Genomic DNA, 26530 nt, shown 5'->3' with positions numbered 1-26530 from the left:
CAACGGATCGTGAAGGATATCGTCACTATAAATCCAACCCAGAAGACTGCGCTGTTTGTCCGCTACGTGAGGTATGTTTTTCAAAGAAACAAAAACAAAAAGTTATCACTCATCATATATGGGAGAAATATAAGGATATCGCTAGAAAAAACAAACTAACAGTTACAGGGAAAAAGTTGTACAAAGTACGCTGTTCAACTATAGAGCGAAGCTTTGCGGACGCCAAAGAACTACATGGCTATCGATATGCTCGATTTCGGGGGCTGAAGTCTGTCCAAATGCAGGCTTATCTCACCGCAACTTGTCAAAACATGAAAAAAATAGCCCTTGCAGTACTTTGTATCCTTTCTTCCGAAAAGTCAAACGCAACACCTGTATTTATATATATTTCCTGTATAGGTAAATTCCAATCTGAATTCGCTCCCTCTTCAAAGAAAGCAATCGCTTGTTCCGGATTCTCTCGATAAATTTGAAACAATTGCATCGCTCCTATTTGTGCAATTGCATATTCAATTTTATAAAAAGGAAACTGAACAAAGTGAAATGACTCGAACCAACTCGAACCAATTTCATTCTCTACTCCTGCAATATCAACTGATGAATATTGATACCTTTTACATAGTTCAATATATTTTTCATCTCGCTCTTCTGGTGAATGGTTTGGATTTGTATAAAGCCAGTGCTGGAATACATCTCCTGAAACTGACGATATTAATAACGATAAAGTACGATATAATTGAGCTCGCTGTACTTCTTTATAATCATCCTCTTGCGTATAAAAAATATTAAGCTTATCCATTAATAGTAATTCAAGACTAAGGGAATAAAGTTCCGCCACCTCTTCACGAAGGTATCTTTCCTGCATACTACTTTCATTGTTAAATTGTTTATAAAAGTGAAATGCATGCCCCAATTCATGTATTAATGCATTAATTGCATAAAATGAAGAACTAAAATTAGAATAAACAAAAACGTCTTTACTATGAGATAAGGTAAAGCAAGCAGCTCCTGGTGCTTTATTTTTCCGTTCTTGTACGTCAATTAATCCCGCTTTCCTTATATGAGTAAATTTCTCATGAAAACATGAATCTGTCTTCCGCAACATTTCTTCAATTCCATCCAATAAATCAATGTAATTTTCAAATGGAGATTTTTGCAAATTACAAGGAGCAAGATCCCAGGGACGATACGTTTTTACATCAAGATTCTTTTTAAAAAGACTTCCTAACTGTTTCCAAATTGGTACAACACACTTTTCTATCGACTCATGAAACTTAAAACAATCTTCAATACTGTAATCTCTATTTTTTTGTTTAAAGGCATACTCACTATAATTATTAAACCCTGCATTTAAAGCCATCTGATTCCGTAATTGTACGAGTTCCTTCATAATACAATCTATTTCTATTTTCACTATACTTCTTGCTTCGCACAAAGCATACCAAGCTTTTTCTCGTATAGCTCTATTCGGGTTATCTATCTTTGCTTTTACGTATGCATACGTCTTTTGCTCGCCTTCCCAATTAATAGATATGTTAGACATTATTTCTCTATATTTCGTAATAAGTTCTTGCTCTTTAACGGAAAGCGCAATGTTTTTTTCATTAAACATCTTACTCTTCAAAAATCTTACTTTTTTCATAAATCCATATTTCTGCTCATCTAATAAATCAGAAAACAGACAATCTCTAAATTTCTGGTCAAATTTTGCATTGTATCTTTTTAAAAGTGGCTGAATTGTATTTTGGTTATACATATGTATATCACGTATATTACTATCTTTTGTATCTCTATACATAGCGATTAAATTGATCGTTAACTCCTCTTCTATTTCTGCGTTTAAACGCAGCTCTTCCGAAAGCCAGCTCTCTAATTCTGAAACCGACGTAATATTTCGCTCTAAAAGTGACTGTAATTTACTCTCCAAATCATTAAACATACACAACCCTCCCGTTTTTAATTTTCTGTTTTTTAGAGATAAAAAAGGACAAGTAGCCAATCTGACTACTTGTCCTTGCTGTTTATGTGTACTCAATAAAATTAAGCTTGGAATGCTTCTGTTAATACTGGTACGATTTGTTTTTTACGAGATACAACACCTTTTAATGTAGCTGTGTTGTTTTCTAGTGATACGTTGTATGCTTTCTCAACAACGTTTGCTGCTTTACCGATCGCAAGACCGACAGAATCGTTAGTTAAGATATCAGTTACAACGAATAAGAATAGGTCTAAACCTTTTTCTTCTACTACTGCAGAAATTACTTTTTCAAGTTCCGCTTGGTGTACAAGAACGTCGTTTGTATCAACAGCGTTTACTTGTGCGATTTCAACTTTCGCATTACCCATTTGGAATTCTTTAGCGTCAAGAGAGATTAATTGCTCCATTGTTTTTCCGCTTAAGTCAGCACCAGCTTTTAACATTTCTAAGCCGTAGCTATCAGCATCTACACCAGCGATTTCCGCTAATTCACGAGCAGCTGCTACGTCTTGTTCTGTGCAAGTTGGAGATTTGAATAGTAAAGAATCTGAAATAATTGCAGATAACATTAAACCTGCAACTTCTTTACGAATTGTAACGCCATTTTCTTTGTACATTTTGTTTAAGATTGTAGCTGTACATCCAACTGGCTCACAACGATAGTATATAGGATCGCTTGTTTCAAAGTTAGCAATACGGTGATGGTCAATAACTTCTAACACACGAACTGATTCGATATCGTTAGCACTTTGTTGACGCTCGTTATGGTCAACTAAAATAACGTTGTCCACTTCGCTTGCTACTGTCTCAACAAAACGCGGTCCTTCTACTTTAAAATAGTCTAACGCAAATTGAGTTTCACCGCTGATTTCGCCTAAACGTACAGGCTCAGCATTCATTCCTAATTCTTTTTTCAATTCTGCATAAGCAATTGCAGAACAAATTGCATCTGTATCTGGGTTTTTATGCCCGAAAACTAGTACTTTTTCCATGTTTTCCACCTCTTCATGAAAAGGATATCTTAAAGAAGCAAATATGACAATATTTAAAGCATATTTTTTTATAAATAATTGCACTTTCTTCTATATTTTTCATCATTTTCATAAAAAAAATCATCTAAAATGAATTAGATGATCGAAATATATGTTTCAATTAAAATAGTGTAGGAGCTTGCACTACGTTGTTAAAAGCGAAATTTGAAGCTAAGCCATTATTCACAAGGTTTACATCTATAACTTGATAAAACGCATTTCCAGTGTCTGCAATTTCCCAAACAGCTAAAATAAGATGGTATCCACTACGATCAGTTGGTACATTTGCTTCATGCGTTACTGTTGTCCCTGGTCTAGCCCCACCGTCATTTTTCACATAGAATGGCACTAAATCTAAATCTGATCGCGTTAAAGGTTTATTTGGATTCCAGCCTTTTTTCGTAATATAATATTTCCACTCTTTCGTACTATGAGGAGCAGTTAGTTTCCACTTGAATGTATTCGTCCCGCCATTTAACGTAACTTTCTTCCACCTATCCACAGTTTGAACATCTAAAGCAGGAAAATGACCAGCCCCTGCAATTTGTCCATCAGAAGGTCCTAGTTGCGGAAATCCCCCTATCCCTTCTACACTTTGTGGTTCATATTGAATCGGTCCACAATTTACATTTACCCCTTGCTTACATAAATAAGATCGGCTCGCTGGTGATTCTACATAACCATGAGCTGAAGCCTTTTCTGAAAATCCAAATGTTAATAATCCCGTAAGTAATACGCCACCACTTAAAATAACTTTCTTCATCTTTTGTAAACTATTCTTTTTCATTCTTTCATCCCCTTCCGATAATAAAGCGAAAATAACTATAGTTGGCTAGTCATCTTCTCTACATTTATTATAAGACGAGAATCATTACTAAAAGAACCCTCTAAAAACTTTCTCAAATTCATTTAGTGCGTTAAATGGATTATATCAATAAATTTATTTAACACCGCCAGAAAAATATAGACGGTGTTAAAATAGTTTCTTATTATTCAGTATGATAACCTTTTAATCACAATTTATATGCATTTATAATAAAGAACCGTAGCATCTAACTTTCCATTCGGAGAAATTGCATATCCTGGTATTGTTCCAACTTCTTGGTAGTCTAATGATTTGTACAATTTATTGGATGGATCTCCTTCTCTAGTATCTAATACTAAAAGAGACCTGTTTTCTTGCTTCGCTCGTTCCTCTGCTTTTTGCATAAGCAATCGTCCAATACCGTTACGTCTAAAGTTTGGATGAGTCATTAATTTGCAAATCTCGGCTCTATGAATTCCGTTAGGCTTTGTAACTAATTGTAATTGAATACTCCCTGCTACTTCGTTGTTTATTTTAGCTACATACAATATCACTTCTGGCGCTATGACTGTTTGCCAATACTTTGTTGCGTCTTTTTGTTCCAGTGGAGGCAAAAAACCAATTGATGCCCCATCATTTACAACCGTTTTCAAAAGTTTCGAAAGTTCTTCCATATCATTTTCTAGTTGCTTAATTTCTTCAATTACTAAATTTCGCATTACTTTTCCCCCTTTTGTTTCATTGTAACAATTTTTAAAGAAGGAATAATGAAATAATAAGATGAATTTATATTAAGATATGATTTTTTGTGAAAGGATAACGATATGAAATATATATTAGATAGAACGTACGCAAAAGAACTACTCGAATGGGCATATGAACAAAACCCGGGCCCTTGGTTTGAACATTCACTACATGTTGCTCATGCAACTGAAAACATAATTATAGAACTTATAAAAAAAGGGTATGACCTAGATGCTGACATAGCATATAACGCTGCCCTTTTGCATGATATCGGAAGATACAAAGGTTTTACCAAATCGGTCATTCATTCCTATGATGGTTATATGTATATGAATGATTTAGGATATGCAGGAAACGCCATTATTTGTGTGACACACTCATTTCCCTGTAAAAATGAACATATAGATATCGCAGCGGAATGGCATCTCGTTCCTGACCATATGAAAAGCCGGTTGGTTGCAATATTGAATGAACATAGTAACTACGACTTATACAATAAAGTAATTACTCTTTGTGACGCTCTTGCTGACGCGGATGGCTTTACTACGCTGGAAAGAAGATTAATTTCCGTTGGTTTGCGTCATGGTACAACATCTCATACATCTTTACATTGGAAAGGGTTTTATGCAATTAAGAAAGAATTAGAAGCTTTAATCGGTAAGAGTATATACACAGTTCTTCCTGATGTAGAGAATTCGATTTATGAAGATATAGAATACTAAAGTGAATACAAATTTAATTTCACATAAAAAAACGTTTTAAACATAAAGTTTAAAACGTTTTTTTATTCAATGCTTTTGATTTTTCAGTTCTGTTAAACACTCTTGCACTAAAGTTACCGCTTGACTCATCGCAGCTCCGCCAGCAAATGCTGCTGAAACACCACATGCTTCCAGAATCTCTTTATCCGAACATCCTTGATCAAGACAACCTTTTGTATGATAAATTGTACAATACTCATCTTGCGTTGCTAAACTAATTCCTAATGCAATAAGTTGTTTTTCTCTTTTTGTTAAAGCACCCTCTTGAAAACAAGCTTGCGTAAACGCATTATATGTCTCAGCGATTTCAGGAATTTGATTTGTAAAACTACCTATACCTTCTTTATAATGATGTAGAATATCATTTATCGAACTATGTTGCTCATGTTCCATCTTATTCCCTCCAGTCATATTATCCATACCTATTGTAGTATGCGATGAAATGGAGGCAATATACCTTCTTTTAAATTAAGAATTTTCAGTTAATTTACGTTATAATTTTAAATTATCATCTACAATAACTTTTTCTTTCAACCTCTTTACTTCTTTCTTCCCAAAATGTTAATCCTTCAATCCCCACATTTTTAGGATTAAATACTGGATCTTTCCCTTCTTTTTTCTGCGTTTCATAGTCTTTTAACACTTTTAATGCGATTTTACTTAATAATAGAATCGCGATTAAGTTTAACCATGCCATACTACCGATTCCTAAATCTCCGAGATTCCATAAAAGCGACGCTGATTCAACACTACCGATGTAAACCATAATTAAAAATCCAAATTTTAAAACTGGTTTTAACCAGCCATACTTCAATTGACGATCTAAATAAGTAAGTGTCGTTTCAGCGATATAGTAATAAGCGAGTAACGTTGTAAATGCAAAAAAGAAAATTGCAATTGAAATAAATATTGGACCAAACCCTGTCATCACAGTTTCAACTGCTTGTTGCGTATAAATTGGACCTGCTTCCACATTTCCTATGTTTTTTACAATAGCGCGTTTCCCTTCAGGTATAACATTATACATACCTGTAATTAATATCATAAGAGCTGTCGCTGTACATACGACAATTGTATCGATATATACGGAAAACGCTTGAACTAATCCTTGTTTTGCAGGATGCGATACTTCAGCAGCAGCCGAACTATACGTCGCTTCTCCGACACCAGCAACGTTTGAAAATACAGCGCGTTTTACGCCCCATGCAATAGCTGCACCAACAATTCCACCAAACATTTCATTTACACCAAATGCGCTAGAGAAAATTAAAGCAAACATACTTGGAATCTCCGTTACATTCGCAATTAATATGATACATGTAACAATTACATAACCAATTGCCATAAATGGAACAAGCATTTGAGAAACGCCAGCAATTCTCTTTACACCACCAAAAATAATTGCTGCTAGTAACACGACTAAAAATATACCAGTTATATATTTGTTAATACCATTAGAGTTTTCAAATCCAACTGCGATACTACTAGATTGAATACCTGGTAATAACACGCCATATGAAAGTGTTACAACTACCGCTACAATGACTGCAAACCATTTCATTTTTAAACCTTTCTCAATGAAATATGGAGTACCGCCGCGATATTCATTCCCTACTTTACTTTTGTATACTTGAGATAATGTTGATTCAACAAACGCGCTCGCTGCCCCTAACAAAGCCATTACCCACATCCAAAATACAGCTCCAGGCCCGCCGAAAGCGATTGCTGTCGCTACCCCTGCGATATTACCAATTCCAACTCTTCCTGATAAGGCTAAACAAAATGCCTGAAAAGATGATATTCCCGTCTCTGAACTCTTTCCTTCAAATAATAGTTTAATCATCTCTTTAAAATAACGAATTTGCAAAAAGCGTGTTGCAATCGTGAAATATACGCCTGCCCCTAATGCAAAAACAACTAAACCGATACTCCACACTTGCCCTACTAACCATTCTACTAAATTTTCCATCCAAATCCCCCTTATCATTCTTTTGAAAAACAATTTTGTATATAAGAAAACGGACAACTATTATCAAACTTTCTAGTTGTCCGCATCTTTCATTATTTCATCCCTCAATTTTTGTCAGTAAAACGCCCTATTACTTTATATTTACCCAAACACTTTTCACTTCTGTATAATTATCAAGCGCATATGAACCTAATTCGCGGCCAATACCAGATTGTTTGTATCCACCAAATGGTGCAGCTGCATTTTCTAAGTTATAATCATTAATCCACACTGTTCCTGCTTTTAATTTATTTGCCACTTGATGACCCGTTTTGATATTTTGCGTCCATACACCCGCAGCAAGGCCATAAGATGAGTTGTTCGCTCGTTCAATTACTTCTTCTGTCGAATCAAATGGAAGTACAACAACAACTGGTCCAAATATTTCTTCCTTAACGATTGTCATATCGTCTGTAACGTCTGTGAATACAGTTGGCTTAACGAAATAACCTTTTTCAAGCGCACGTTCACCACCAGCCGCAACTGTAGCACCTTCTTTCTTCCCTTGCTCAATGTAATTTAACACACGCTCTTGTTGTTTCTTAGATACGAGTGGACCCATCTCCGTTCCTTTCTCCATACCTGCTCCAAGTTTTACGTTGTTCGCCATTTTCACAAGTGCATCTACTACAGTTTCATAATGTTTACGATGAACAAATACACGTGATCCTGCGCTACAATTTTGACCGTGATTATACATAATACCTTGGAATGCACCACTAATTGCTTCTTCCAAGTCCGCATCTTCTAAAATGATATTTGGTGATTTGCCGCCAAGCTCTAACGTTACATGCTTAATCATTTCTGCAGACTGACGCATAATATACTTTCCTGTAACAGTAGATCCTGTAAAAGCAACTTTATCAATGTCATGATGATTTACAATTGCCGCTCCTGCTTCAGGACCAAATCCTGGTACAAAGTTTACAACACCGTTTGGGAATCCAGCCTCTTTAAAGAGTTTCGCTGTATACAGTAAAGATAAAGGCGTTTGCTCTGCTGGCTTTAATACAATCGTACACCCCGTCGCCAGTGCAGCTCCCATTTTCCAAGAAGACATAACAAGCGGAAAATTCCACGGAATAATTTGTCCTACAACACCAACAGGTTCATGTCTCGTATAATTTAAGTAATCTTTTGAAATCGGGATTGTTTGCCCAATAATTTTTGTAGCCCATCCTGCGTAATAACGATAATTTTCTACAGTCGCTGAAATATCATCATCAAGTGCTACTTGATATGGCTTTCCATTATCTAAAGCTTCTAGTTGCGCTAATTCTTCTCTATGTTCTTCAATTAAATCTGCTAATTTATAAATAAGATGCGCTCTTTCAGCAGTAGTCATTTCTGCCCACGGACCAGATTCAAATGCAGATCTTGCCGCTTTTACTGCAGCATCAATATCCTCTTCTTGCGCTTCACATACGACTGCTAGAACCTCTTCTGTTGCTGGATTGTACGTTTCAAACGTCTTTCCGCCAATAGCAGAAACAAATTCGCCATTAATAAACATTTTAATTTCTTCATTTAAAAACGCTTCCACTTTTGGTTTCAGCTCAATATTTGTCTTTAACATTATGTTCTCCTCCTTATTTAAACAGCTGTATGAGCTGCAATATTTGATAAAATCGTTTGAAGCTTTTGATCTTCGTTAACAGTTAATCCTAGTCTTGGATAGCGAGAAGGTCCTCCCGCTTGCCCATGTAATTCCATGGAACGTTTAACGATTTGAACATATTTCCCTGACCCTTCAAGAAACTCGCAAAGTGGTAAAATAGCATCGTTTATTTCCCATGCTTTTTCTAATTCACCATTTTGAAAATGCTCATACATTTTTGTAACGAGACCAGGAACGATATTTCCTGCTACTGAAACCCATCCCGAGGCACCAACTAAATATGATTCCATAACTAAATCTTCAGAACCACAGAAGACTTGGAAAGCCCCTTCACTTTGTCTTACTAAATCTCTTGCTTTTCGAATATCTCCGCTAGATTCTTTAATATGTGTAACATTTTCACACTCTTTTCCAATACGGAGCATTAGCTCTGTACTCATATCAACACCAGAAGTAAATGGATTATTGTATAACATAATTGGTATATTTACAGAGTTTGAGATTTCTTTAAAATGAAAATAAATCTCCTCTTCCTTCGGTTTACAATAGTAAGAGTTTATAATTAATGCACAATCCGCTCCGTGTGCTTCTGCATGTTTCGTATATTCAATTGTTTCTTTCGTCGTCTCTGCTGCAGTTCCAACAATGACTGGAATACGGCCATCAATTTCTTTCAACACGGTTTCTACCATTTTAAATCGTTCTTCTTTTGATAAACTTACAAACTCTCCTGTACTTCCATTAATGATGACACCTGCAACCTTTTGTTCGATAAAGTAATTTACATTTTGTTTTACCCCATCCCAATTAATTTCCTGAAATTCATCCATCGGTGTTATTAATACTGGAAATGCCCCTTTAATTTTTTGCATATTTATCTCTCCTTATCACATTTTATTTTAATAAGAACCCTGCCGGAAATGGATCCGTAGGGTCTAATAGAAACGTCTGCATTCCTGTAATAAATCCTCTACTTTCAAAACGGAAAATGTATCCTAGCTCCTCCTTCTTCACTTTTTCCACAGTTATAAAACTATTAAATATACTTTCATTTTTAAAAGGTTTATCCGCCATATAATCATTTTTAAATAACGCATGAACATAGGAAACGATAGTAGAAACAAAACCTGGCGAACGTACGATAAAGTTATCTTCATGAAATGTAATCGACTTTATATGGTTCTTTTCTTTTTGCGAAGGATCTACTAAAATAAGCCTTTTTATTAGCGACTGTTTTTGTATAGCCTGCAGTGTAGCTTCTCCCCATCTTTTCAATTCTGGAATGTTTTCAACACGAATTTCTGGCGAATACGCACCTTTTTCTACAACTGCATATACTTTATCTGCTTGTATGAGAGAATAACTTACATTACCAACCTGTAAATTTTCCTCAATCAAATAGCAAAGTTTGCTTTCAAACGAAACAGATATAACTTCATCATTCTCTACATACGCATGAACTAAAAATATTCCAGATAACGTTTCAATTTTATATTGATTGGACTCTCTCTTTTTTAAATACCCACTTTCGAGTAACATCGTTATTACCGCAACAATGCCCCCATAATGAAGCGGAATCGAACCTTCATGATTAAAAAATAATACAGCTGCATCTACTTCATTATGGATAGATGGAACGACAATACACCCATTCAAACCAATAAAACCACGTGGTTCATTTAATAAAAGCTTCATCTCTTCTGCTAATTCACCTGAAAATTGTTCATTTAATTGCTCCAAACTGTAGTAGTATTTGCATGGTACGTCTTTCATTACACGAAATGCCTCGCCATTTACATGTACGTCTACTGCTGTATACATTTTTTGAATGTTCATTTTATATCCTCCGTTTCATGTTCCATCGGCGGAATTAGCAAAAATCCTTCTTTGAGTGGATCCATTTCATTGTAAAAAAATTTATGCATACCCATAAGCCAAGCTGACCCCGTAATTTTCGTTATGACAGCTTCAATATTTTCAACATGTGTCGTATTCACGACATATCCTTTAAATAAAGAACCAACGATACTCTCATGAATGAACTCTTCACCAATTTTGATTTCTTTTTGAGCGTATAATACAGCTAGCTTCGCAGATGTTCCTGTACCGCATGGGGATCGATCTATTCCGCCTGGTGGTACAACAACTGTATTTTTCACATGCGCACATTCATGAGTAGCATCTGTATAAAATTCAACATGTGTTAATCCTCTAATAAACGAATACTCTGGATGAATGATTTCAAACTTCTCATTAATTGTGTTTCTTATATGAATCGCCTTATCGATGATTGTAGATGCATTTTCTGGTACTAATTCTAGGCCTACTGAATTCGCATCAATAATGGCATAAAAATTCCCTCCATACGCAATATCAGCCTCTACAGTTCCAATGTCTTTGACGTGTACAGTAATATTTTTCAATAAAAAAGCTGGTATGTTACAGAAAGATACCTCTTTTGCTTTTCCATCTTGAACAGCAATATCTACTTCCACTAAGCCAGCCGGGGTATCTAGTTTTAAAGAAGTAATCGGTTCAACTACTGGAATTAAACCTGATTCAACTAACGCTGTACATACACCGATTGTATCGTGACCGCACATCGGTAAGTATCCACCTGTCTCTATGTATATAACACCTATATCAGCCTCAGGATGACACGGGTCTGTTAATAATGCCCCTGACATTACATCATGACCACGCGGTTCATTCATTAACAATTTTCGAATCCAATCATATTCCTTTTTCATATGTAACATCTTCTCTGCCATCGTCTCTCCAATCAACTTTGGAAGTCCGCTAATTAATGTCCTCGTTGGATTCCCGCCCGTATGTGTATCAATAGTCGTAAAGACTCTTTGTGACCTCATCCGTTTAACACCCTTTCTGTAAAACGACTCAAACGAAGTGGTTCAATAGGAATAATTGTCTCTTTTTCATTTAATAACTCTTCAATTACTTTCCCAGTAACTGCTGCAAGACTAATCCCATCCCCTTCATGTCCAGCGGCAATGAAATAATTCGGAATATGTTCCACTCGTGAAATAATCGGCAAATGATCTTCTGTCCACGGACGTAAACCAGCGTAAGAACGAATTACCATCATATCTGCCATTTTCGGATAAAAGCGAATCGCTCTATTTGCGATACATTTAATGACTTCATTGTTTATTCTCGTATGAAACCCTACAAATTCACGACTACTTCCAATTAAGAAATTTTGACTTTCAGTAGGCTCAAATACGAGCGCAACCCCGTATTTTTCAGTTAAAGCATCTACTTTTCTTTTTCCGCCAAATTTAGAAATTAAATAACCGAATTCCATTACTTTACGGCATCCTACATGTTGTTGCCTTGATGCTACTATAATATGCCCTTTTCTCGGTTCAATTGGTATATTTACATTTAACATCTGACCAATCTTAGGAGCCCACACACCGGCTGCATTTACAACTTGTTTTGCTGTAAAAGTACCATTCGTAGTTTCTACAACAAATGAACCATTCGTCTCTATTTTCATACTCTTTACTTCGGTCTGCTTAAAGGCTTTTGCGCCAAACTTTTGTGCCTCTGACAGAAGCGAGAAAGCAAGGAGATATGGATTCACAGTTGAATCCGTCGCACATTCTAAACCGCCTAATAAATCATCAGCAAAAAAAGGCGACTCTTCTCTTATATCTTGCCTATCAAGCATTCGAAACGGTAATCCAGCTTCTTTTTGCCGATCTACCCATTGCTGCGCAGCTTCCATCTCTTCGTCTGACTCACATACGAGAATACTTCCTGGTGCCCTATATTCAAATGAATGCTCTAATTTTTCACTTAAATCAGTTACTAATTTTTGACTTACTAAAGACATTTGACTATCAAACCCTGGGTCTTTATCAATGGCCAAAATATTCCCATCACACCGTGAAGACGTCCCGCTGACAAATTCTCCTTTTTCAATGATTGTTACGTCTCTTCCGTATTTTGAAGTGTAATAAGCGATAGAACACCCTATTATTCCACCACCTATAATTAAAACGTCGCAGTGCCTCACAATATACTCCTCCTTTCCCTAAACCTCTCACTTTCTTTTATGCAATTGACGTGCCAATTCTGCACATATACAATTTCCATAAACAATATTTTTATTTGTAAAAATAATTCAAATTTATAGTAAATAGGTGTATTATTTTTTTATCACTGTCAAATTTTTTATACATAATGGGAGGATATTATGGCATTTTCATTTCCGACTATACAAGAGTTTTTGGAAAGTATTTTAATCGATCATACATGTAGCCTTAATCACATTAAGCAAGTAAACGGAAGGTTTTATTATCTCCCTTCTACTACAGAAGAATATAATTGCGCCATTATTTATGTAGATGACTCATTCACTGCATTAATTGACGCTTTTTCTTATGAATTAGCTGTTATCATCCTTAACGAAAACGATGAGCCGATATTCTGTATAACCTCTCAGCAAATGATTCCATTTCTTTATAAGTCCTACAATGAACTACAGTCATTTTATAACACCGTAATACAAACAACTGACTCTTCTGTTACAGTCATTGATAGTAAAGAATGCGTTCGAACTTGGACAGATGGTGCTGAAAAAATATTTTCAGTCAACCATAATGAGATTATTGGGCAACCGATTACTCGTTTTTTTGATTATAAAGACTTGGAAATTTTACAATCTTTACATGATGGAAAAAATATAGTCGCTCAGTTCCATCAGCCTCGTCCCGATTTATTCGTATTAATTAATTCAAATCCAGTTTATTGTAATGATGAAATTATAGGAGCAGTCGTTTCAGAAACAGATGTTACAAATCAAGTCGCTTTAAATGAAAAACTATTTAATATGTCACATGAAATGCACCGTTTAGAACAAGAAGTGGCAAAGTATAAAGATGAATCCGATCCATTCCTTGCGATGAATGGGAAAAGTCCTGTTATACAAAGAACGATACAATTAGCTAGAAAAGTTTGTTCGGTGAAATCAACTGTTTTAATACTTGGGGAAAGCGGAGTTGGAAAAGAAGTATTTGCGAAAGCAATTCATGAAGCAAGTGAAGCAGCGAAGGCGCCTTTCATTTCGATTAACTGCGGGGCAATTCCAGAAGCTTTATTTGAAAGTGAATTATTCGGTTACGAGCGTGGGGCCTTTTCTGGAGCGAATAGTAAAGGGAAAAAAGGTAAAATCGAACTCGCACAAGGCGGTACTTTATTCCTCGATGAGATTGGCGAAATGCCGCTCGATATGCAAGTAAAACTGTTACGTGTACTACAAGAACGAAAGTATTACCGAGTTGGCGGAGAAAAAGAAATTAATATTGATTTCCGCATTATCGCTGCTACAAATCGGGATTTACAAGAAGAAATGAGAAAAGGAACTTTCCGAGAAGATTTATATTATCGTTTAAATGTAGTTAGCCTGCATATTCCACCGCTGCGTGAAAGACGAGAGGATATTATCGAACTCACATACTCATTCTTAAACGATTTTTCGATCAACTATAACCGACCAATTCGTGACTTACCTTCAAGCATTATGCATGAACTGCTTCATTACAATTGGCCAGGTAATATTCGCGAACTTCGAAACGTTGTTGAACGGCTTGTGGTATTCGCAACAGACGGAATTATAAAACAAGAATATTTACCATTTCATACGACTGAAACTTTAGACAACCATACAGCTCATTCCCTATTACTCAGCAACAATAATACAATCCTTTCTTTACAAGAAGAGATGGATGAGCATGAGAAAAAAGTTATTGAAAGGGCTTTACGAATTTTAAATGGGAATAAATTAGAATGCGCAAAACAACTTGGCGTAACAAGGGCTACTTTATATAACCGTTTAAAGAAACTCGGACTTCAATAAAGAATCAGTATGCACCAATCAGGCGTTTACAGGTAGCCCTCTCCCCTCTATATTGGCATGATTTTTGCATATATAATTTGTGCAAACCGAACTAGAGGAGGAATACATATGACAAATAAAAACAACTTAATCGTTTGTCGTTGTGAAGAGGTTACATATGGACAACTTCAATCGACAATTGCTGAATATAACTGCTCGGCAAGAGAATTAAAACTAAGAACACGTGCTGGCATGGGATTTTGCGGTGGTCGCACATGCAGAATAATGATAGATCGAATGATAGAAAATGCGAATCCTGACGTAACTCTTAATGAACTACCGTTAAAATATCAACCACCAATACGTGCAGTTACTTTTGGATCGGTAGGTGAAAGTAAATGAATAGAATTACACATCACCCTATTTTAGGTACTTTACAAAGTAGTGAGCGTATTACTTTTCAATTTAACGGTCATCAATACGAAGCATATGAACATGAAACGATAGCTGCTGCCCTGTTAGCAAATGAAATACGGACATTAAGAGTTCATGAAGATAGCGGGACACCGCGAGGTATTTATTGTAATATCGGGCACTGTTCCGAATGCCGCGTGACAGTAAATAATCAAACAAATGTACGCGCATGCTTAACTGTTGTAGAAGAAAACATGGTTGTTGAAAGCGGGAAACAGCATCCGAATATCGTGAGAGAGATGGTGAAAAAACGATGAGTGATGTAATTATCATTGGTGCAGGACCAGCGGGATTATCTGCTTCTATCTCTTGTGCTCGTTTCGGACTAAAAGTGCTCGTTATTGATGAATTTATGAAGCCGGGCGGGAGATTGTTAGGACAGTTGCATCAAGAGCCTACTGGAGAATGGTGGAACGGAATAGAAGAATCGAAGCGACTTCATGAAGAAGCAGAATCACTTTCAGTACATATCAGGTGCGGTGTTTCGGTCTATAATTTAGATAAAGATGAAAACAATTGGTTTGTACATACTAATATCGGTACGTTAGAAGCACCGTTCGTACTACTTGCTACTGGTGCTGCGGAATATTCTATTCCCCTTCCAGGCTGGACACTTCCAGGAGTGATGTCAATTGGAGCAGCTCAAGTTATGACAAATGTTCATCGCGTGCAAGTTGGAAAAAAAGGAATCATTATTGGTGCTAACATTTTGTCTTTCGCCATTTTAAGTGAATTGCAATTAGCGGGAATTAAAGTAGATCATATTGTACTCCCTGTAAAAAGCGAGTTAAGTCAAAAAGCTGGTGAACCTGAAGAAGTTTTAAACTCTCTTTTAAATGCAGCACATCTCGCTCCTTCTGCTATTTTACGAATAGGTAGCCACTTTATGAAATATGATTGGATTCGAAAAGCTGGATTAACATTCTATCCAAACAGCGGAATGAAAATAAACGGAACGCCACTTCACCTTCGGAAAGCAGCTCTTGAAATTATCGGAACAGATCAAGTTGAAGGTGTACGTGTTGCTAATATTGACTCTAAAGGAAATGTTATGAATGGATCAGAGAAAATATATGAAGCAGATTTTGTTTGTATTGCTGGGGGATTATACCCACTTGCCGAACTTGCAGCTGTAGCTGGTTGTCCCTTCCATTACATTTTAGAATTAGGCGGACACGTTCCTCTCCATTCCGAAACAATGGAAACCCCTCTTCCTGGTTTATTTGTAGCTGGCAATATTACAGGCATTGAAAGCGGAAAAATTGCGATGGCGCAAGGAACAGTTGCAGGTCTATCAATTGCTAAATATGCAGGTGAAAAACATGATATAGTCGACCAACAATTATATCACGCCATTCAAAACGTTCACTCTGTTCGTCAGAAAGCTGCAATTCAGTTTAATCCGATGGTAGATATCGGTAGACGAAAGATGAATGAAATTTGGCGTGATCATTCTTCTACATATGCACATACTAAAAAGAGCTGCTGAGATTACTCTCAACAGCTCTTTTCTCTACTCATCTGAGTTATTAAATTTCGCTAATGCGTAAATACCTTCTTCATCATCTAATTCAAGTTGTAATCTCGCTGCGAATGCATTGACATTATATTCTCTGTCAAGCAATAAACGTAATGCTTCGATTAAGTTTGCTTGAATTAAAATTTGCTGGCGACCATTTACCTCTACTTCCGCAGAGAAACCGTAGTCATCGTCATACATGAGTTCAACTAACACTTCTTCTGGACCCACTTGTCTTTTTTCAGCGATATATACGCAAAGCGCATTTATTAATTCTTGTTCAGAAATTTTTATTGTTTCCATGCTACTTCATCTGCCTTCTTCTTACGTTGGTTCTTGAAGTATTTAAATGCACGAACTGCTAACATTACGATACCAGCCATTACTAACATATTTACCATAAATGCTAATACAGAACCAAGAGCTCCCATATTTGCAAATAAGCTACCCATTAGTAAACCACCAAGACCACCTAGTAATAAACCTTTCATAAAGCTTCCTTTATTACTTTTTGGTGCTGTGTTTGTTGCTTTCGTTTTTGAATCTGGAGTCGTTTTTTGAGAATTTACATTTGAGTCTTTTTTGTTTAAATCAACTTTTGACTTTTGACCTGAACTTGGTGTAAATGATTTTTTACCAGATTTGTAACTTTTCGCTGCCGCATGATCTACGAACATAAAGCTGCTAGCTCCAAAGATAACCATGAATGCTGTCATTACTGCTACAAGTTTTTTCAACATATTATATCCATTCTCCTTTTATATAGATATATGTGAAATCTATCTTTCTAGTAAATTCAGAGTGATAGATTTGTTTTTAAAAACATTTTAAAGGTTCTTATGAACTTATTATATGAACTTTTGTCGAAATATGCAAGTATTATTTACTTTCAACAGTTTGGTGACAAAGGAAAAATTAAGCAAAACAGAATTGACTTTAAATGAAACAAAACATATTATAAGTTCATAAGAACTTTTTATTATTTTGGAGGTGAAAAGATGGAAACATTTCATCTCACACGAAACGAAATGGCTACCCTTCTTCTATCACTAAGAGGATGGAATACGAAAAAGCCTCTCGGTATTTTACAAGAAGCTTGGGCGAAGTCACATAAAAAAGATATTGAAAGCGGACAAAGCGTTACAGCTTTTATTACTACCGCACTTTCACCTATTTTTGAAAAGCTGATTAAAATTGACGATACTGACGTCGGTTTTTCTTTAAATGAAATAGTCGCACTTGGCAATCAGATTGAAAACACAAGTTTCTCTGTAACTGCTATGCAAAACTGGGTGAAACGAGATATAAAAGAAATGATTGGCTCTCCTCAAAAAGGGAAAAAATATTCAATTGAACAAGCAGCCTTACTATTCATTGTCGAAGATTTAAAAACAGCACTTGATTTCGAATCCATTCGTAAGCTATTACGCCTTATCGTAAATGACCCAGCCGATCGAAGTGATGATTTAATCAATCCTGTTCATTTATATGTAGCATACTCTTCTCTATTTGAAGAACTCAATCAAGGGAATTGCTTACAATTAAATGCAACAGATACCGTTCATACAATTGAAAACATCGTAAAAGAAAAAGCTGATAAAATCGCAAGCAAGTTTGATCAAATTAATAATGAACAACGTGAAGCGATTCGTAACGCCATTATTATTGCGACCCTTTCTGTACATACCGCTTATGTACAAATGTTAGCAAAGCGTTACGTAACAGCAACGTTATTTTTACAAAATTTAGATGTGAAACCGTAAAAAAATAGAAGCAGAATTGCTTCTATTTTTTTAATGAAAACAAGCAGCTACCTGTCATATATGTAGATGCGTGTTTTACTTCAATCTAATTCGTTTTTCGTCTATATTTCATTTCATATAAAATGGTGGTATTACGTACACCTGCAAGTAATGTCATTTTAGGTTTCAAACCCTTAGTTTACATTATATTTGGAATTAATCATTTACATTTTCTTTTTATACTGTTACCTCTCCCTTAATTCTATGCATATTAAATACCTTTACTTCATTCTCTATATACGATTTTATTTTTTTAAATCCAGCTTTTTCATAACACCGAATTGCCCTCTTATTATCTTCCCTAACTTGCAATAGAACCGCTTGTATATCGGGATCTAAAAATGATTTATTAATAAAATACTTTGTAACCTCTGTTCCAATCCCTTTTGAATATAAATTTGAAACGCCAATGAGAATAGAGTATTCCATCACATATGTATCCTTATATTTTGTCTTTTTTAATCCAACTCTACCTATTACTTTATCCTGCACTATTATTACATGATAACTTGCATAAGACCGCGCTAATTTTTTAGTCCAATACTCCCGAAGTTCTTCTATTGTATATCGCTTAAATGGTTTCATATCTGCTATGTTATGTAATTCTTCGTCGTTATACCATTCTAATATAATTGGTAAATCATCCAATTCTAGAAGACGTTCTTTCCAGTTCACATTTCCACCCCATCTATTTTATGTTTTCAAACCAATTTAAAAAGAATATGCATATTCTTTTTTAGGTAATCTCACTATCTGTTGAATAAAAGGGGATTTTTCTATAATATCCTCTAACTGCCCCTCACTATAAACGTAAATACCCCCTACATATGAACTGTACGCCTTTTTCTCAGTTATTATCGCTAAATTGTTATTTTCCTTTTTAAAATCACCCTCCACTCCTTTTTGAAATGATAAACTTTTGGTTGGTGAAACATACAGTTGAATTAAAGATACTATTTCAACATCATCTGATTTTGCAAAGCACTGTATTTCATTTAAAATTATTTCATCTTGTAACGGAAGAAAGTCCTCTACTACTAACTTCTCTTCTTTATGAAAGAAATTTTGTATTTCCAGAGTATGGAACGAAAGGTTTTTCTCCATTATCTTTTGAAAAAAGGATTGCAACAATAAATCTTTTCCTATTACAAACGGATGACCAAAACCATTATTATAAAGTTCTTCTTTCATTTTCATTAGTTGTTCGATCAAAGGGATTCCAGATTCTTCAATTACAAGTTTACCATTAATAAAACGTATACTAGCAATCAGTTCTTCAATTTGTAAGCCCTCTAATTCAAGCGTAGAATAATATAAATCTCTATTCCAAAAATCTAATTGATCCATTCCTAATGAATTAAATAAGAGCTCATCTATAATTGGAAAAACTCCATCTTCTGTTAAAACTTTCGTTACATCATCTAACAATCCAGGTGTCTGATTTAAAATCGTACGTATTTCTTCGTCCTCCTGAATGATTCGTACCGTCCACTCACCATGATCTTCACCCGATATTTGCTGAAAACAATGTGAATACGGACCATGTCCAACATCGTGTAGAAGGGCTACAGTAGATACTAGCTTGCGTTCATATTTCGATAAATGTATGTCACCAATCTCAGTAAGATGTTCTATCACTTTATTTACTAGCATATATACACCTATCGAATGTTCTTCTCTTGTATGTATTGCGTTCTCATGTAAAAAATAAGTATGTCCTTGTTGTTTAATATACGCCAACCTCTGAAATGCTTTTGTATCTATCAATCGAAGGATATCTCTATCACGAATAGAGATTGGTCCATAAATCGGATCTGTAATATACATACGTCCCCCTCCTATTTTTGTAAATTAAAGACCTATATCATTATACTTAATTTTCAGTCTATTATCATTGATATATGAGAAATTTTTAATAATCTTTTCATTAACCCTTCATGAAAACGTGGCTTATATCCTTTACTATAATACTTATGAGAGACATAAAAGAATTGAAATAGCAATCCCCTATGTAAATAAGGTATAATCTACATATAGTGAACCTTTTACGTCGTTAAATAAAAGGTTCTTATACTAAAAAATTCATAAACTAGAAGGTGCAACAATGTTAAGTAGTTTTATTCATTCAGTATTAACGTTTTTTGAAGGACTAGGTTATTGGGGCATTATGCTTGGACTGATGATTGAGATTATTCCAAGTGAAATTGTCCTTGCTTATGCAGGATACTTAGTATTCAATGGTAGTATCTCATTTATAGGCGCAGTTGTATTCGGTACAATTGGCGGTGTTATTGCCCAAATCTTTATTTATTGGCTTGGACGATACGGCGGCCGCCCTATATTAGAACGTTATGGAAAATATATTTTCATACATAAAAAACAAATAGATGCTGCAGAAGATTGGTTTAATCGTTACGGAACTGGTGTCATTTTTACAGCACGCTTCATTCCAGTAGTGCGGCATGCGATTTCAATTCCTGCTGGTATTACAAAAATGCCATTACTACGTTTCACTACATTAACAGCCCTTGCGATTATCCCTTGGTCTATTATTTTCATTTATTTAGGTGAAAAACTAGGTGAAAATTGGGAGAATATTAACGATATTGCTGGGCCATATGTGAAATCATTCGCAATTGGCGGTGTCATACTCGTTCTTTTATACTTCATCATTAAAAAATGGACAAAAAAACGTAAAAATCTTGCTTAAGATAATAAATAAAAACCGCTATACATTCATTACGAACTATAGCGGTTTTTTATGTTTAAATTGACTAATCTGTAGAAATTACAAGAAAACCCCTCAGTTTAACATTTACATGGATAAGCAACAATTCACTCGTCCATTTCGTATATTATCTCAAAAAGGAGTGATTCCCCTATGCATTGGCAGCAAAAAATACCATACTTAATCGGACGCCCTATCGGTATTTCCTTCATAAATGGGCAAGGAACTTCTGGCGTATTATGTTCAGCGCATGATGGTCAATTATATGTATATGAATACCTTTATCAAGCCCAGTTCGCAATGAAACATTATGATTATAGACAGATTCAAGATATACATGTATTCCCAAATTGCCCTCACCAAAATCCTCTATACTAAAAAAATCGGAACGGCCATAGCCATTCCGATTTCTATACTTTATTTCTCAGAATTAAATTTCTGCACTGCTTCATCAAAATAAATCCAACCTTTCCAGCCCAAATGAATCGTATCTTTTAAGAAATACTTATCATATTCATGACCAGAGAAATCAACTACTGGATATCCTGCTTTCTCGACCTGTTCTCGAACTTTTTTATAATACACTTCACGGCGTTCTTTCGGAAAGCCAGTATAATCATACCAAGGCCCATTTACAGGTACAGAAATAAAGAGTGGTTTGACATTTTTCTCTTTAAATAAATCTAAAATAATTTGCAAATCATCATATTCTGGTGATTCATCATATGTTTCATTTGCTCTAAAGTTTTTTAAACCTTTTAGTTTTTTCTTCAGATTATTCTTATGATAATACGGATTTTCAATTCCGAATGTATTTGTAGTAGACTCAGCTTTCCCTTCTTGTTCTGCGTGTTTACGTGCGTCTTCCCAAGAAATTGAACGAAGTCCGATATTTGTTTTCTCTTTCATCGGTTCGATTTTAAATAAAGAGTTAAATAAATCTCTATGATCTAAAATATTTCGATGCATATAAGCAAGTGGTTTAACTAAACCTGCTTTTATGTTATGTTTCGTATCATTATATACAATACCTTCTAATGAATTTTTTAATATATCATCTTCTTGAACAACTTTATAATCTAATAGCCGTTTCGCGATTTGCTTCTTCATTTCTGGATTTATCTCATCATTAAAAATAAAATGATATGCTTGTTGTTTGGAGAAATTATTAGTGAAATCCCCTTGTGATACACCAGTCTTTGTAAACCATTGTGGTGAAAGAACAAAGACTACTTTTTTACCTTCTAATTCATCCATAGTAGATGTCATATTTAAAATATGAGCTAAACTTTGTGTACCGCCAGTTCCAATTAAAAACGGTGTAAAACCAGCTGGATTTACTTTGAAATAATTAGACGGATGATATGCATCCATTCGTAAAAATTCTGATGAACCGTACATCGGTAAATACTGTGAATTCTCTAACATTTTTTGCTGTAAGAAAACACTTTGTAATTTCCCTTTTTGTAAAGAAGTTGCCGCATCTTCTACCTTCTTATCACTAATAAGCGGCACTAAACTTTTCGAGGGGATTAGAATGATAATGAAAAAAAGCACACACGCTAAAATTATAGGACCAAAAGCATGCTTCATTTTCATCTTTTGTCCCTCTTTCTATCGTTATTAAATTGTAACCCTTGTTTTTGACACGTCATCTTTTCTCTCCTTTTTATCTATACATGTTCCATTCTATTTATCTATTATATACATGTATGTATTTCCTTCCTTGTTCTATTAAGTCCTATATAAATAGCGCAAGAAAATGTTTCCATAGAAACACGTTAATTATACAAGATTATACATAAATTTCACACTGGAATTTTACTAATAATTTTATTTTTTAACAATGAAAAAACATATGAAATGTCTAGAATTCTTTGGATGATGTATGGAGTTCAAAATATGATAATAAGCGCCCGTTATGATTAACTTCATGAGTATATATAAACCCGAGCTTTCGTAAAAGTTTTTTCGAGCTCTCATTTGCTACTTTAACTCTAGCAATTATTCTTGTTACATTCAAAGTCTCTATTGCATATTTAATAGAAGCCTCTGCTGCTTCTAATGCATACCCATTCCTCCAATGTTCTGGGTCAAGGAGATACATAATTTCTATTTCACCTGTTTCATCTACCTTTCTTAAACCACAATGTCCTAAAAGCTTTCCTGTTTCACTATTAAATAACAACCATACCCCGAAGTCATACTGTTCCCAATGTAAGATAAGTTGCCCAATATAATCATTTGTTTCTTCCTTCGACATTCCTCTTGATTTAGCCAGCCATTTGCCAACAGTATCTTTTTTTAATATGTTATAAAACTGATCAATATCTTCTACAATTGGTTTCCTCATAAATAATCTTTTTGTATAAATTACTTTCTCTTCTTCAAACATAGACATCATTTTCCCTCCAAATACTGTTTACAGACTAATAAATTATACCATGAACCATTTTTCTAACTTTAAATAAGAAAAAACAGACTATCACATACGTGAAGTCTGTTTCCCCATTCTTTTATTTTTGTACATCTGCCCATTTTAAACTTGTAGCTGGACCAAATTGATGTACATATAAATCTTTCACATATGATTTTTGTAAGTAAGATAATCCGCGCTGGAATACCGGTGCAATTACTGCATCATCAAGTAGCATTTTTTCAGCATCTTGCATTGCTTTCCAGCGAGCCTTTTCATCATTACCTAATTCTGTTTTAATCTTCTTAATTAACGCATCATATTCTGGGTTTGCATATTCTGTATTATTGACGCTACTTCCAGAAAGGAATACTTCTAAGTAAGTCATTGGATCTGGATAATCCGGTAACCAGCGTGATAACGACATTTCATATTCTTTCTTCTTCTCAAGTGCTAATTTTTGCGTATGTGGTTGTAATTTCACATTCACTTTTAAGCCTGGTAAGTTTTTCTCAAGCTGCTCTTTAATGTACTCTCCAACTTTTTTAAAGTTTTCTAAGTCATAGTTTAATAGTTCTAACGTCACTTCATTTGTACCTGTCTCTTGTTTTGCTTTCTCCCAATATTCTTTCGCTTTTTTTACATCAGTTTTATTAAACTCACCTGCCGTACTTCTAAAATCTTTTTTGTCTGGGCCCTTTAAAAATCCTTTTGGTACGTAATAGTTTGCTGCAACCGATCCATCATTTAAAAATGAATCTGCGAGTCCCTTTTTATCAAAAACTATACTTAGCGCAAGACGTGCATTTTTATTTTTAAGAATCGGTATATTTTCATTAAATCGGAAGAAGTACATAACTGGATCTGTGTATTGTTTTAGCTCTTTATTATTTTTATATTTATCTACGAATTCAGTTGAAATGACAGCTCTATCAACTTTATCTGTTTCGTATAAATTTACCGCAGTTGAAATTTCTTTAACAATTTGATAGTTTACTTCATCTAACTTCACTTCTTTTTTATCCCAATACTTATCATTTTTCTTCATTGTAAAGCTCGCTTCATGCTTCCACTCTGATAATGTAAACGGTCCATTATATACCGCTTTATTTGCCTCTAATCCGTATTTATCACCTTGCTCTTTCGCATATTTTTCGTTAATTGGATAGAAGGATGGTAAAATTAATAATTTCGTAAAATACGGTACAGGATGTTCTAGCTCTACGACGAATGTTTTATCATCCTTCGCTTTTACTCCTAATTCATCTAGACCTAGTTGTTTTTTATTTATCTTCTCAGCATTTTTCACATCGTACGCAATGTATGCATATTGAGAAGCGGTATCTGGATTAATCAATTGCTTCCAAGCATATACGTAATCATGAGCGGTTACTGGATCTCCGTTAGACCATTTCGCATCACGCAATTGGAATGTATATGTCTTTCCATCTTTACTCACTTCATATTTTTGTGCGCCGGCTTCAATTACTTCATCATTTTTCGATAGACGGAATAGCCCTTCCATTACGTTATTTAAAACGTTAAACGAGACCGCATCTGTTACTTTCCCTGAATTTAACGACGGAATTTCACCCGTTTCTAGTAACTGTAATACTTTCTTCTCATCTTTCGGCTCTGTTGCAGTTTTTTCTTTTGCGCAACCAACTAAAAATGAAGAAACTAATAGAGTACTAACTAATGAGTAACGAACAACTTTTTTCATTTAAAACCCCCCCTCTATTTTTAAGGTAAGTAACGACGAGCACCAGCGTATTCTTCTATATATCCTGGTGTATTTAGCGGTATAATCTCTACCGACCTTTCAGCTCTTGGTGAGTGAATCATATTGCCATCACCAATATACATTGCAACGTGATGGACACTACCTTTCCCTTGATCATGTGCAAAGAAAATTAAATCTCCTTTTTGTAGGTTTTCTTTATCAACTGCAACCCCTGCTCTTGATTGCGGTCCAGAATCTCGCGGAATTGTAATGCCGTGCGATTTATAGATCGTATGCGTGAAGCCAGAGCAATCAAATCCAAAACCACTTGTACCAGCCCATATATACGGTAAACCTAAAAACATTTTCCCTGTGTTAATTAAATCATCAGCGGTCGGTTTTGGAATATCAGTTTGAGAACGGTAAACTGTTCCATCATTTTTTCGTAGCCATGCTTTCTGACCATTTGGCAACAATACACGATATGAAATTGTGTCTTCACTTAATAACGGCAGTCTTGTATTATAACTAACTTCAAGTGATTTATGTTTTTCAGAAGGATTTATATATAAAATCGCTGTTGGATTTGTTATTAACACAAAAGGTTCATTTGTTTTATCTGCAAATTCTTGATTATATGTTAATTGCTTTTCAGGCATCCAGCCCGGATAACCTTCTTCATTTCGTGGTGTTGGCTGTCCGTGCACTAATACCTTCACCCACTCGCCTTTCTTATCAATAACAGTTACTTCTTGACCGAGTAACGCTTGTGTTTCTAATTTATTTGCATTTGTTAACCATAGTTTCTCGTCAAGTGTCATTGATTTCGTCCATTTCCATAGATCCACTGGATTTGTTGCACTCGGTGTATCGATTGGCCTTAATGAATCAGGTGCTGTCCATAACGTTGCAGCAGATACATCTATAAATGCTTTATTATCCTTCTTTTCTTCAGCATTTGCCGATGTAAACGATGAAAATATAAATAAAGTTGTTAAAAATGCAGTTCCTACTTTTTTCATATATATCCCCCTTAAAAGATAGTTTCCTAGTCTCTTCT

The 26530-nt window shown here is 35.0% G+C and carries 26 protein-coding genes and 2 pseudogenes; 9 read left to right on the top strand and 19 right to left on the bottom strand.

What is annotated here, in order from left to right:
- A pseudogene (locus tag C4S65_RS11495) lies at positions 1-329 on the top strand (transposase); the annotation flags it as partial.
- Here C4S65_RS11495 and C4S65_RS11490 read toward each other — a convergent pair.
- The 4 genes from C4S65_RS11490 to C4S65_RS11470 form a co-directional block, all read right to left on the bottom strand.
- Positions 305-1939 (bottom strand): M3 family oligoendopeptidase, encoded by a 1635-nt coding sequence (locus C4S65_RS11490; RefSeq protein WP_103945231.1) that lies wholly within the window; start codon positions 1937-1939, stop codon positions 305-307. The pseudogene C4S65_RS11495 and the gene C4S65_RS11490 sit on opposite strands and share 25 nt — an antisense overlap.
- Positions 1940-2040: 101 nt before the next feature.
- A complete protein-coding gene (ppaC, locus tag C4S65_RS11480; RefSeq protein ID WP_000416871.1) occupies positions 2041-2970 on the bottom strand; it encodes a manganese-dependent inorganic pyrophosphatase in 930 nt (309 codons plus the stop codon).
- A gap of 160 nt (positions 2971-3130) precedes the next feature.
- A complete protein-coding gene (locus C4S65_RS11475) occupies positions 3131-3796 on the bottom strand; it encodes a lytic polysaccharide monooxygenase (RefSeq protein WP_000742282.1) in 666 nt (221 codons plus the stop codon).
- A gap of 233 nt (positions 3797-4029) precedes the next feature.
- A complete protein-coding gene (locus C4S65_RS11470; protein ID WP_001245261.1) occupies positions 4030-4533 on the bottom strand; it encodes a GNAT family N-acetyltransferase in 504 nt (167 codons plus the stop codon).
- A gap of 105 nt (positions 4534-4638) precedes the next feature.
- Here C4S65_RS11470 and C4S65_RS11465 point away from each other — a divergent pair, with 105 nt between their 5' ends.
- On the top strand, positions 4639-5280 hold the full coding sequence (locus C4S65_RS11465; RefSeq protein WP_000874108.1) for an HD domain-containing protein: 642 nt from the start codon (positions 4639-4641) through the stop codon (positions 5278-5280).
- Positions 5281-5346: 66 nt separating this feature from the next.
- Here the strand turns inward: C4S65_RS11465 and C4S65_RS11460 are convergent, their stop codons facing one another.
- The 7 genes and pseudogenes from C4S65_RS11460 to C4S65_RS11430 all read right to left on the bottom strand — a co-directional run bounded on the left by C4S65_RS11460 (position 5347) and on the right by C4S65_RS11430 (position 12987).
- Positions 5347-5739: a carboxymuconolactone decarboxylase family protein gene (locus C4S65_RS11460; protein WP_001999958.1), complete on the bottom strand. Its 393-nt coding sequence runs from the start codon at positions 5737-5739 to the stop codon at positions 5347-5349.
- Positions 5740-5811: 72 nt separating this feature from the next.
- Positions 5812-7288: pseudogene (locus tag C4S65_RS11455) on the bottom strand (alanine/glycine:cation symporter family protein).
- 130 nt (positions 7289-7418) lie between these two features.
- Positions 7419-8903 carry an aldehyde dehydrogenase family protein gene (locus tag C4S65_RS11450; RefSeq protein ID WP_061667196.1) on the bottom strand — a complete coding sequence of 495 codons (1485 nt, stop codon included), beginning with the start codon at positions 8901-8903 and terminating at the stop codon, positions 7419-7421.
- Positions 8904-8920: 17 nt separating this feature from the next.
- Positions 8921-9817 carry a 4-hydroxy-tetrahydrodipicolinate synthase gene (gene dapA, locus C4S65_RS11445; RefSeq protein ID WP_098838728.1) on the bottom strand — a complete coding sequence of 299 codons (897 nt, stop codon included), beginning with the start codon at positions 9815-9817 and terminating at the stop codon, positions 8921-8923.
- 22 nt (positions 9818-9839) lie between these two features.
- Positions 9840-10781 (bottom strand): proline racemase family protein, encoded by a 942-nt coding sequence (locus C4S65_RS11440; RefSeq protein WP_061667194.1) that lies wholly within the window; start codon positions 10779-10781, stop codon positions 9840-9842.
- Positions 10778-11815 (bottom strand): proline racemase family protein, encoded by a 1038-nt coding sequence (locus C4S65_RS11435; protein ID WP_061667193.1) that lies wholly within the window; start codon positions 11813-11815, stop codon positions 10778-10780. Before C4S65_RS11435 ends, C4S65_RS11440 begins: the two co-directional genes overlap by 4 nt.
- Positions 11812-12987: an FAD-dependent oxidoreductase gene (locus C4S65_RS11430; RefSeq protein ID WP_001215272.1), complete on the bottom strand. Its 1176-nt coding sequence runs from the start codon at positions 12985-12987 to the stop codon at positions 11812-11814. Before C4S65_RS11430 ends, C4S65_RS11435 begins: the two co-directional genes overlap by 4 nt.
- 180 nt (positions 12988-13167) lie before the next feature.
- Here C4S65_RS11430 and C4S65_RS11425 point away from each other — a divergent pair, with 180 nt between their 5' ends.
- From C4S65_RS11425 to C4S65_RS11410, 4 genes are all read left to right on the top strand, one after another.
- Complete coding sequence (locus C4S65_RS11425; RefSeq protein WP_000885737.1) at positions 13168-14829, top strand: sigma 54-interacting transcriptional regulator; 1662 nt, start codon at positions 13168-13170, stop codon at positions 14827-14829.
- A 108-nt stretch (positions 14830-14937) separates the two neighbouring features.
- Positions 14938-15210, top strand: coding sequence for a (2Fe-2S)-binding protein (locus tag C4S65_RS11420; RefSeq protein WP_000182619.1), 273 nt, complete (start codon positions 14938-14940; stop codon positions 15208-15210).
- Positions 15207-15539 (top strand): (2Fe-2S)-binding protein, encoded by a 333-nt coding sequence (locus tag C4S65_RS11415; protein ID WP_001080019.1) that lies wholly within the window; start codon positions 15207-15209, stop codon positions 15537-15539. The genes C4S65_RS11420 and C4S65_RS11415 overlap by 4 nt, the downstream gene beginning before the upstream one ends.
- Positions 15536-16771, top strand: a complete 1236-nt coding sequence (locus C4S65_RS11410; protein WP_001286088.1) for an NAD(P)/FAD-dependent oxidoreductase — start codon at positions 15536-15538, stop codon at positions 16769-16771. Before C4S65_RS11415 ends, C4S65_RS11410 begins: the two co-directional genes overlap by 4 nt.
- Positions 16772-16795: 24 nt before the next feature.
- Here C4S65_RS11410 and C4S65_RS11405 read toward each other — a convergent pair whose 3' ends face one another.
- Together C4S65_RS11405 and C4S65_RS11400 are read right to left on the bottom strand one after the other, a co-directional pair.
- On the bottom strand, positions 16796-17104 hold the full coding sequence (locus tag C4S65_RS11405) for a YxcD family protein (protein ID WP_000447757.1): 309 nt from the start codon (positions 17102-17104) through the stop codon (positions 16796-16798).
- Positions 17092-17541 carry a hypothetical protein gene (locus C4S65_RS11400; protein WP_000914480.1) on the bottom strand — a complete coding sequence of 150 codons (450 nt, stop codon included), beginning with the start codon at positions 17539-17541 and terminating at the stop codon, positions 17092-17094. Before C4S65_RS11400 ends, C4S65_RS11405 begins: the two co-directional genes overlap by 13 nt.
- A 258-nt stretch (positions 17542-17799) precedes the next feature.
- On the opposite strand from C4S65_RS11400, the gene C4S65_RS11395 reads away from it, so the two are divergent.
- Positions 17800-18564: a DUF1836 domain-containing protein gene (locus C4S65_RS11395; protein ID WP_000447231.1), complete on the top strand. Its 765-nt coding sequence runs from the start codon at positions 17800-17802 to the stop codon at positions 18562-18564.
- A 216-nt stretch (positions 18565-18780) separates the two neighbouring features.
- Here C4S65_RS11395 and C4S65_RS11390 read toward each other — a convergent pair whose 3' ends face one another.
- A complete protein-coding gene (locus tag C4S65_RS11390; RefSeq protein ID WP_001104064.1) occupies positions 18781-19278 on the bottom strand; it encodes a GNAT family protein in 498 nt (165 codons plus the stop codon).
- A 36-nt stretch (positions 19279-19314) separates the two neighbouring features.
- Positions 19315-20430 carry an HD domain-containing protein gene (locus C4S65_RS11385; protein ID WP_000275996.1) on the bottom strand — a complete coding sequence of 372 codons (1116 nt, stop codon included), beginning with the start codon at positions 20428-20430 and terminating at the stop codon, positions 19315-19317.
- Positions 20431-20707: 277 nt separating this feature from the next.
- Here C4S65_RS11385 and C4S65_RS11380 point away from each other — a divergent pair, with 277 nt between their 5' ends.
- Both C4S65_RS11380 and C4S65_RS11375 read left to right on the top strand, forming a co-directional pair.
- A complete protein-coding gene (locus C4S65_RS11380) occupies positions 20708-21313 on the top strand; it encodes a DedA family protein (RefSeq protein WP_000952912.1) in 606 nt (201 codons plus the stop codon).
- A gap of 171 nt (positions 21314-21484) precedes the next feature.
- Positions 21485-21709, top strand: a complete 225-nt coding sequence (locus C4S65_RS11375; protein ID WP_086406353.1) for a hypothetical protein — start codon at positions 21485-21487, stop codon at positions 21707-21709.
- Between the two features lie 39 nt (positions 21710-21748).
- Here the strand turns inward: C4S65_RS11375 and dltD are convergent, their stop codons facing one another.
- The 4 genes from dltD to C4S65_RS11355 form a co-directional block, all read right to left on the bottom strand.
- Positions 21749-22930, bottom strand: coding sequence for a D-alanyl-lipoteichoic acid biosynthesis protein DltD (gene dltD / locus C4S65_RS11370; RefSeq protein WP_000782288.1), 1182 nt, complete (start codon positions 22928-22930; stop codon positions 21749-21751).
- A gap of 268 nt (positions 22931-23198) precedes the next feature.
- Positions 23199-23732 (bottom strand): GNAT family N-acetyltransferase, encoded by a 534-nt coding sequence (locus C4S65_RS11365; protein WP_061667191.1) that lies wholly within the window; start codon positions 23730-23732, stop codon positions 23199-23201.
- Between the two features lie 115 nt (positions 23733-23847).
- Complete coding sequence (locus C4S65_RS11360; RefSeq protein ID WP_098472064.1) at positions 23848-25470, bottom strand: peptide ABC transporter substrate-binding protein; 1623 nt, start codon at positions 25468-25470, stop codon at positions 23848-23850.
- Positions 25471-25490: 20 nt separating this feature from the next.
- A complete protein-coding gene (locus tag C4S65_RS11355; protein ID WP_061667189.1) occupies positions 25491-26492 on the bottom strand; it encodes a C40 family peptidase in 1002 nt (333 codons plus the stop codon).
- Between the last annotated feature and the right edge of the window lie 38 nt (positions 26493-26530).

This window comes from Bacillus sp. ok061 (assembly GCF_900108285.1).
GTDB classification, from domain to species: domain Bacteria; phylum Bacillota; class Bacilli; order Bacillales; family Bacillaceae_G; genus Bacillus_A; species Bacillus_A thuringiensis_S.
This window is presented reverse-complemented; position numbering and strand designations above follow the sequence as displayed.

Coding starts and splice junctions, on each gene's coding strand:
- C4S65_RS11490 (WP_103945231.1), bottom strand. CDS start 1,939: ATGTTTAATGATTTGGAGAGTAAATTACAGTCACTTTTAGAGCGAAAT.
- ppaC (WP_000416871.1), bottom strand. CDS start 2,970: ATGGAAAAAGTACTAGTTTTCGGGCATAAAAACCCAGATACAGATGCA.
- C4S65_RS11475 (WP_000742282.1), bottom strand. CDS start 3,796: ATGAAAAAGAATAGTTTACAAAAGATGAAGAAAGTTATTTTAAGTGGT.
- C4S65_RS11470 (WP_001245261.1), bottom strand. CDS start 4,533: ATGCGAAATTTAGTAATTGAAGAAATTAAGCAACTAGAAAATGATATG.
- C4S65_RS11465 (WP_000874108.1), top strand. CDS start 4,639: ATGAAATATATATTAGATAGAACGTACGCAAAAGAACTACTCGAATGG.
- C4S65_RS11460 (WP_001999958.1), bottom strand. CDS start 5,739: ATGGATAATATGACTGGAGGGAATAAGATGGAACATGAGCAACATAGT.
- C4S65_RS11450 (WP_061667196.1), bottom strand. CDS start 8,903: ATGTTAAAGACAAATATTGAGCTGAAACCAAAAGTGGAAGCGTTTTTA.
- dapA (WP_098838728.1), bottom strand. CDS start 9,817: ATGCAAAAAATTAAAGGGGCATTTCCAGTATTAATAACACCGATGGAT.
- C4S65_RS11440 (WP_061667194.1), bottom strand. CDS start 10,781: ATGAACATTCAAAAAATGTATACAGCAGTAGACGTACATGTAAATGGC.
- C4S65_RS11435 (WP_061667193.1), bottom strand. CDS start 11,815: ATGAGGTCACAAAGAGTCTTTACGACTATTGATACACATACGGGCGGG.
- C4S65_RS11425 (WP_000885737.1), top strand. CDS start 13,168: ATGGCATTTTCATTTCCGACTATACAAGAGTTTTTGGAAAGTATTTTA.
- C4S65_RS11420 (WP_000182619.1), top strand. CDS start 14,938: ATGACAAATAAAAACAACTTAATCGTTTGTCGTTGTGAAGAGGTTACA.
- C4S65_RS11415 (WP_001080019.1), top strand. CDS start 15,207: ATGAATAGAATTACACATCACCCTATTTTAGGTACTTTACAAAGTAGT.
- C4S65_RS11410 (WP_001286088.1), top strand. CDS start 15,536: ATGAGTGATGTAATTATCATTGGTGCAGGACCAGCGGGATTATCTGCT.
- C4S65_RS11405 (WP_000447757.1), bottom strand. CDS start 17,104: ATGGAAACAATAAAAATTTCTGAACAAGAATTAATAAATGCGCTTTGC.
- C4S65_RS11400 (WP_000914480.1), bottom strand. CDS start 17,541: ATGTTGAAAAAACTTGTAGCAGTAATGACAGCATTCATGGTTATCTTT.
- C4S65_RS11395 (WP_000447231.1), top strand. CDS start 17,800: ATGGAAACATTTCATCTCACACGAAACGAAATGGCTACCCTTCTTCTA.
- C4S65_RS11385 (WP_000275996.1), bottom strand. CDS start 20,430: ATGTATATTACAGATCCGATTTATGGACCAATCTCTATTCGTGATAGA.
- C4S65_RS11380 (WP_000952912.1), top strand. CDS start 20,708: ATGTTAAGTAGTTTTATTCATTCAGTATTAACGTTTTTTGAAGGACTA.
- C4S65_RS11375 (WP_086406353.1), top strand. CDS start 21,485: ATGCATTGGCAGCAAAAAATACCATACTTAATCGGACGCCCTATCGGT.
- dltD (WP_000782288.1), bottom strand. CDS start 22,930: ATGAAAATGAAGCATGCTTTTGGTCCTATAATTTTAGCGTGTGTGCTT.
- C4S65_RS11365 (WP_061667191.1), bottom strand. CDS start 23,732: ATGTCTATGTTTGAAGAAGAGAAAGTAATTTATACAAAAAGATTATTT.
- C4S65_RS11360 (WP_098472064.1), bottom strand. CDS start 25,470: ATGAAAAAAGTTGTTCGTTACTCATTAGTTAGTACTCTATTAGTTTCT.
- C4S65_RS11355 (WP_061667189.1), bottom strand. CDS start 26,492: ATGAAAAAAGTAGGAACTGCATTTTTAACAACTTTATTTATATTTTCA.